The sequence below is a fragment of the Helicobacter pylori SA221C genome (assembly GCF_000476855.1).
Taxonomy (GTDB): Bacteria; Campylobacterota; Campylobacteria; order Campylobacterales; family Helicobacteraceae; genus Helicobacter; species Helicobacter pylori_DK.
Genome location: NZ_CBPT010000001.1, coordinates 296,048 through 302,446, shown reverse-complemented (window position 1 = coordinate 302,446; position 6,399 = coordinate 296,048). Strand labels below are relative to the sequence as shown.

Genomic DNA, 6,399 nt, shown 5'->3' with positions numbered 1-6,399 from the left:
AAAGAGCAAGGGGTTAAGGGGAACACAAAGAGCCATGATGAAATAGAGCCAGCTACAGAACAAGTGATTGAAAAAGAAATAGAAAAAGGAGCTGAAATTATCTATTCTAAGGAAGTTGCAACCACTAATAATGTTGATTACTACGAGAATGAACAAGAAGTGGAAATTACTAAATCAATGGGTAGAAGATGAGAAAGCAGTCTAACAAACTCTTTAGTTTTTTAAATGGCATTAAGTGGCGTGATTTACGCCTTATTATGCGAGTAGTCAAGCTAGTGAAACGATTAGCTAAGTTTAAATAAGGGGAAAACAATGTTTGAATTAGGATTTTTTCTATTCTTAGGGCTTTATATTATCAATTCTATCTACTTGTATAAAGCCCTAAATAGCACCAAACAATCTCAAGAATATTTTATGAATAAGCATAGCGAATTATTAGAAAGCTTGCTTGATGATGTAAGCGAGTGCAAAAAAGAGATTAGAAATCTTAGAACAAAAATCAATTAAGGAGTTAAAGCAATGAATTACGATGTTTTAATGGGATTTTTAGCACTAATCTTGCTAATTCTTTGGTATGCCTATGGATTAAGGCAATATCTTAAATTAAAAGATAAGAATAAGAGATTAAAAGAGAAATTACAACGCTGTAATTGTAATATTAAAATTCCTAGTATTCTTGAAATGGCGCATAAACCTATCATTATGGATATTAAGGGGGAATTGCTACCACATCTTACAGAGAGTTATAGAAAATCAAAATTTAAGGAGTAATAACAATGAGCAATACAGAAATAAAGCGTAGCAAATAGACTAACGAAAAAATGGAGTTAATTAAGAAATTGGAAAAAGAAAGCGAAGTTTTAAAGAAAGATTTACAACAACATTCAAACGAGCTTTTTAAAATGTTGATTATTGATAATGAAGATTTGTTTAAAGAGCAATTTGAGATTATGTTTAAAGCATGGGTTGAAATCGTAAAAATAATGTTTGAATTAACCAAAAAAACCAAATTTGATGGCGAAATGATTGGCTACACAGAAGAACTTTTAACCTTTTTAGTTAGAGATTTTTTTAATGGGATTTTTAAATCCAAAGTAATACCTAAAATGCCTATTTTTTGCGGTGATGTTAAATGCGAAGATTTTAATGCCCTAAGAAGTTTAGTTTATCTTTCTGTGCTTGAGTTGGAAGAAACGATGAATCCTAATAAAATCCCATTTTAAAGGAGCAATCAAATGAATAACAGCGTCATCATTATTGAAAGCCCTAATAAGGTAGCTAAGATTAGAGAAATCACAGGAGCAAAGGTCTTTGCTACCATAGGGCATTTTATGCAACTTAAAAGCTATGATGAAAACAATAACTTTAAGCCGACCTTTGAATACGACCCACAAAAGAAAAAACGTATTTTTGAGATAATAGAGGCATGCAAAAATAAAAAGGTTTATATTGCTACTGACCCTGATAGAGAGGGTTATGCTATAGGCTATCATTTTTATGAAAAGATTAAAAAAATAGCTAGTTCTATTTATAGAGCGGAGTTTTTTGAAATCACACCAAGTGGGATTAACAAAGGCTTACAAAATGCTATTTTATTTGAAAACACTAATAAGCAAATGTATCAAAGTGCCTTAGCTAGAAGAGTGGCTGATATGCTTTTAGGTTTTACGCTCTCCCCTTATTTAGGCAAAGCTTTAGGGCAAATGAAAGGCTCTAGTGCTGGAAGAGTGCAAACGCCTTGCTTAAAGCTTATTGTAGATAGAGACAGAGAGATTGAAAAATTTAAGGCTTTACCAGAAAATGAAAAAGTAAGCTATCAAATCCAAGCTAAGATTAACGACAATGCTAATAGAGAAGTCATTATTAAGCATTGTGATGAAAAGGGCGAAGAGATTAAATTCAATGATAAAGAAGAGGCTTTAAAACTCTTTGAGAGCTTAAAGGATAATAAAGCTTGTCTTTTAAAAGATTTAAAAACCTCTGTTGTAGAGACCAAACCTAAAAAGCCCTTTATCACTTCTACGCTTTTAGAAAGAGCTAGTTCTGAGTTAGGTTTAGGTATCGCTGAAGTGCAATCTTTAGCTCAAAGTCTCTTTGAGACTGGACTAATTACTTATATTAGAACAGATGCTGAAAGTTTGAGCGTAGAGTTTTTAAATGAGGCAGAGAGCTTTTATTTGCCTATTTATAAAGAAGTGTATCAAAAAAGAGAATACAAGGCTGGTAAGCAAAGCCAAGCAGAAGCTCATGAAGCCATTCGTATCACGCACCCCCACAAATACGAAGATTTAGAAAGCATAGTCTATAATGCTGGTATCACTAATCAAGACGCTTTAAAACTCTATAGATTGATTTTTGAAAGAACCATTGAAAGTCAAGGCAAGAATGCCATTTATGACAAGCAAGATTTGCTCTTTAAAATCAAAAATGAGTATTTTAAATGTTCTGCTAAGAGTTTAAAAAGCGCTGGGTTTTTAGCAATGTTTTCTAAAAAAGCACTAGAGAATGATGATGAAAGTAATGATGACAAAGAAGATAAAGAAAAAGAACAAAACGCACAATTTAATCTTAAAATTGATGATATGTTAAGTCTAAATGACTTAGTTTTAGCTACCATTAAAAGAAATGCCCCAAGCCCTTATAAAGAGGCAGGTTTTGTCAAGCTTTTAGAAAATAAAGGCATAGGCAGACCTAGCACTTATGCGAGTTACTTGCCTACTCTTTTAAAAAGAGAATATATTAGCATTAGCCAAGATAAAAAGCACACCATTACTCCTACGCATAAGGGTAAAAGAGTGATAGAAGTGTTTGAAAATGCTTATCAATTCATTATTGATTTGACCTATACTAAACAAATGGAAGAAGTGCTAGATGAGATTGTAGAAAATAAAAGCTCTTATGTGGATTTTATCAGCAATTTAAATTCTAAATGCCCTAAGATTGAAAAGCTAGAAAGAAATGATGATGAGATAAAACCTAGCAGTGAAGGACAAATCACTTATATAGAAAATATTTTAAGAGATTTGCAATTAAATTTAAGCGAAGAGTTTAAAAACTACAAAGAAGATAATAGAATAGCTAAGGCATTTTTAGACAGATACATTAAAGAGCATGAGTTTTTTAAGAAAAATAATAAAAAAGCTAGTAGCTCTAATAATAATGAGATTAGACCTGCGACACCTAAACAAATTAACTTTGCTGAAATATTAGCTAAAAAGCATAATGTCAAGCTCCCTAAAGATTATAAAAGTAATATCAAAGTGTGTGGGGATTTTATCAATGAGTATAGTAAGAAGTAGTAAGTAAAATTTTGCTAAACTAGAGCCTAGTTAAATTTGATTAGGGAGTTTAGCATGTTATACATTCCACCCACTTCTAAAGAAGTCTATGTTAGCTCTATTGTAGCTTTAAATATCCACTCTCCACAAGGCATAGGGGATTGGCATAGTAGCTATGCTTTAATGGAGAATGCGTTTGATGATATAGGGGTTTATATCTATGGTGAAAAACAAGCTCATAATACTAATAAACTACTAGGCAATCTAGGCATTATAGATGGCACAGCAAGGTTCAATAAAATGGGCTATTACCCTAAACATACTCCCACTTATATTGCAGAGCATCCAAGAGCTTGTGTAGATTGTCTCTATGTTTCTGTATTGCAAACTGGAAAGCTAGGGGTTGTTATGCTAGATGAATGGTTTCCTAGTATTGAAGATAAAGAGAGTGTCTATGCTCTTATAGAAGTGATGAAACCCAAATTAAACAAGCAAGAAAGAGAGAATTTGGATAAATGGATAGCAAGAAACCCCATTATAGAGTGAGTTTAAGCGAACAAGCTCTTAATCATGAAAAACTGATGAGAGCCATTGTTAAAAATCTAGCCGACACCCCTATGGTATTAAAAGGCGGAACAGCTTTGTATCTAGGCTATGGCTTAAATCGTTTTTCAGAAGATTTAGACTTTGATTGTCATAAAAAAATCAATCTCTTAGGCAGAGTAAAGAGCGCTATTCCTAATGGCATTATCTTAGATGATATTCATATTAAAAAAGACACTGATAGTGTGGGGCGTTATATGGTGCGTTATGCTACCAAAGACAATAAAGAAGAACAAACTTTAAAATTAGAAATATCTTATAGAGACGCACCAAAAGAGAGCAAAGTCAATGTGATTGAGGGAATGCGAATTGCTAAAATAGAGCGTATTATTGATAACAAACTCTGTGCTTGCTTTGATGGGGAGCACACAAGAACTAAAGCTAGAGATTTATTTGATTTGCATTTTTTAGCCAAGCATTATGAATAACATTTTAACTTAGATTTAGCAAGTCGCTTAAAAGATTTTAGCAAAGACCCTGATAAATTAGTGAGCGATTATTTAGTAGATGTAAAACTAGATGCTTTATTAAATCAAATTATGGACTTAGAAGAAACAGCCCTAGAATTAGGGGTAATGGCTCAACTAATACATAAAAAACTTGAAAAACAATCTCATTTCCCTTAAACAATAATGACCTACTAGATAATGCTAATGAAAACACCCACACACCTAAGCGTAAGCGATAAGTAATATCATTAAGTAGGTATTTAAAATAGTGTTTAGTTATTTTTATAGTGCTATATAAATTACATAGTGCTTAATAGTTTTAGAAAAACTATTAAAAACCTATTTTTTAAACCTAACAAGGTTTAGTTAATACGTTTACTTACTAAAAGCTCTTTAAAACTTTCTTTTGTAAGCTCGTTATTTAAAAACTCCATAATCTCTTTAGCATAACCTTTTACTAAAACTTGCAATAAGTCAATGTCATAAGAAAATTTATCTTTAAGGATATTTTGAGCGATTTCTATCATGCACTCATCATAAGTTTCTATGCTTTCTGAAACTACTTCTATTAAATCGCTTTCTTTTACACCATTTAAAAATAGATAGTAATCAAAGAGTCTGTCTTCTTTTTCTTCATTGAGCCATTCTAAGTCGTCTTCATATTCTTCTTCATCTATGGGGCGAAAATCACTAGGAATAGTGCTTTCATAATCAATAGGACTAAACTTACACATCAAGCGTGAAATAAGAATTTTAGGGGCATTCTCATTATCTATTTTAGCAAACACCATATTAGATAAGGCATTAGCTAGGACTAACTTCTTTTTTAAACTAGCTTGGCTAATTTCTTGCTCTAGTTTCTCTTTGAGTTTTAAGGGTGTGTCTTTGTAGATTACCTTGTTAGTAAAAAATTCATTCAAGTTCATTGTTTTCATTATTGCCCTTTTCTTTGTTTTGTAATCTTTCTAGCTGCTTTAAAAGCTTTTGCTCTTGGGTGTTTTTTCTGTGTTTTAAATGCCTAATAAGCGCTTCTTCAATAAAAGTGCTTCGTGTCTCTTTAAATGAGCCAAATTCTAGCAAAAATTCATCAAGTTCTTTTATCACACAAGGACTAAAGACAATGTTAAAGCTCTTTTTCTTATCTTCATCTAAAACATACTTTTTGCGCCCCCTTTTTTTAGGGGTTTTTATTTCTTTTATGCTAATTTCTTGTTCGTTTGTTTGCTCTTCTTGTTGTTCAAACTTCTTTTCTAGCTCATCAATTTGTTGTAAATCCATATTTGTATGCTCCTTGTATTTGTTTTTGTGTTTTTTCACTCTTTTAAACCGCATGTTTTCTCTATTTTACTAAATAGCCTTTTAGCTCATTATAGAAATGAGACCATTCGTTGATAGCCTTTTTATCGCTATATTCTATAACGCCTAAACCTTCACTCACGCTACGCTTATAAACAATACGCTCACTCAAAGAGCTTTCTAAAAGCGTGATTTTATCGCTAGGGTTATTTTCTTTAATAAAATCAATTAAAGCTTTGCGTTCTTTAAGTGTAGGAATAGTAGGCATTCTATTGATGATGATTAAGGCTCTTAGGTTTTCATTAAGCTCTTGGAGTTGTTCTATCCTTTCTAACATGTTAGCTAACACTTCAGTATCTAATTGACTAGGAGTTGTAGGCACTAGCACAATATCACTTAAAAGCATAGCCTTTTGGGTTTCTTTACTATATTCCCCCTTAGTATCAATAAGGATATTTTCATACTTAGATACCATTTGCTTTAAAGTATCGCTAAAGCCACTACTACGATTAAATAAGCTAAAAGTGGGGCGTTCTTTTTCAGCACGAATTGTAGCAAAAGTTTCCATAGACTTTTGGCTATCTGTATCTAAAACAACCACTTCTTTATTGTCTTTGAGTAATTGCACCGCTAGGTTTAAACAAAGCGTGCTTTTACCACTCCCCCCTTTTTCATTAGCAATACAAATGGTCATGCTACTTCCTTAATTAGATTATTTTAGTAGTATAGCATAGTTTTATACAATTTGAATTAACTTTAAATAATTTACTTAT

At 32.0% G+C, this 6,399-nt stretch carries 8 protein-coding genes and 2 pseudogenes; 7 read left to right on the top strand and 3 right to left on the bottom strand.

Annotation, left to right across the window (positions count from 1 at the left end; genetic code table 11):
* From QU01_RS08280 to QU01_RS01425, 7 genes and pseudogenes are all read left to right on the top strand, one after another.
* Window positions 1-192: pseudogene (locus QU01_RS08280) on the top strand (helicase); the annotation flags it as partial.
* A gap of 120 nt (window positions 193-312) precedes the next feature.
* Window positions 313-507: a hypothetical protein gene (locus tag QU01_RS01450; RefSeq protein ID WP_229260228.1), complete on the top strand. Its 195-nt coding sequence runs from the start codon at window positions 313-315 to the stop codon at window positions 505-507.
* 12 nt (window positions 508-519) lie between these two features.
* Window positions 520-771, top strand: coding sequence for a hypothetical protein (locus QU01_RS01445; RefSeq protein ID WP_001105124.1), 252 nt, complete (start codon window positions 520-522; stop codon window positions 769-771).
* Window positions 772-839: 68 nt separating this feature from the next.
* Window positions 840-1,223: a hypothetical protein gene (locus QU01_RS01440; protein ID WP_229260227.1), complete on the top strand. Its 384-nt coding sequence runs from the start codon at window positions 840-842 to the stop codon at window positions 1,221-1,223.
* 12 nt (window positions 1,224-1,235) lie between these two features.
* Complete coding sequence (locus QU01_RS01435; protein WP_033763301.1) at window positions 1,236-3,299, top strand: type IA DNA topoisomerase; 2,064 nt, start codon at window positions 1,236-1,238, stop codon at window positions 3,297-3,299.
* Window positions 3,300-3,353: 54 nt separating this feature from the next.
* Window positions 3,354-3,824, top strand: a complete 471-nt coding sequence (locus tag QU01_RS01430) for a hypothetical protein (protein WP_033763519.1) — start codon at window positions 3,354-3,356, stop codon at window positions 3,822-3,824.
* A pseudogene (locus QU01_RS01425) lies at window positions 3,794-4,569 on the top strand (nucleotidyl transferase AbiEii/AbiGii toxin family protein). Before QU01_RS01430 ends, QU01_RS01425 begins: the two are co-directional and overlap by 31 nt.
* Window positions 4,570-4,692: 123 nt before the next feature.
* Here the strand turns inward: QU01_RS01425 and QU01_RS01420 are convergent.
* From QU01_RS01420 to QU01_RS01410, 3 genes are all read right to left on the bottom strand, one after another.
* Entirely contained in the window at window positions 4,693-5,265 is a 573-nt protein-coding gene (locus QU01_RS01420; RefSeq protein ID WP_015643557.1) for a hypothetical protein, read from the bottom strand.
* Window positions 5,243-5,608 (bottom strand): hypothetical protein, encoded by a 366-nt coding sequence (locus QU01_RS01415; RefSeq protein WP_015643556.1) that lies wholly within the window; start codon window positions 5,606-5,608, stop codon window positions 5,243-5,245. Before QU01_RS01415 ends, QU01_RS01420 begins: the two co-directional genes overlap by 23 nt.
* Before the next feature lie 61 nt (window positions 5,609-5,669).
* A complete protein-coding gene (locus tag QU01_RS01410) occupies window positions 5,670-6,320 on the bottom strand; it encodes a ParA family protein (RefSeq protein ID WP_015643555.1) in 651 nt (216 codons plus the stop codon).
* Between the last annotated feature and the right edge of the window lie 79 nt (window positions 6,321-6,399).

Excerpts from the sequence above, each read along its gene's own strand:
- QU01_RS01450 (WP_229260228.1), top strand. The coding sequence starts at position 313 with ATGTTTGAATTAGGATTTTTTCTATTCTTAGGGCTTTATATTATCAAT.
- QU01_RS01415 (WP_015643556.1), bottom strand. The coding sequence starts at position 5,608 with ATGGATTTACAACAAATTGATGAGCTAGAAAAGAAGTTTGAACAACAA.
- QU01_RS01420 (WP_015643557.1), bottom strand. The coding sequence starts at position 5,265 with ATGAAAACAATGAACTTGAATGAATTTTTTACTAACAAGGTAATCTAC.
- QU01_RS01445 (WP_001105124.1), top strand. The coding sequence starts at position 520 with ATGAATTACGATGTTTTAATGGGATTTTTAGCACTAATCTTGCTAATT.
- QU01_RS01435 (WP_033763301.1), top strand. The coding sequence starts at position 1,236 with ATGAATAACAGCGTCATCATTATTGAAAGCCCTAATAAGGTAGCTAAG.
- QU01_RS01410 (WP_015643555.1), bottom strand. The coding sequence starts at position 6,320 with ATGACCATTTGTATTGCTAATGAAAAAGGGGGGAGTGGTAAAAGCACG.
- QU01_RS01430 (WP_033763519.1), top strand. The coding sequence starts at position 3,354 with ATGTTATACATTCCACCCACTTCTAAAGAAGTCTATGTTAGCTCTATT.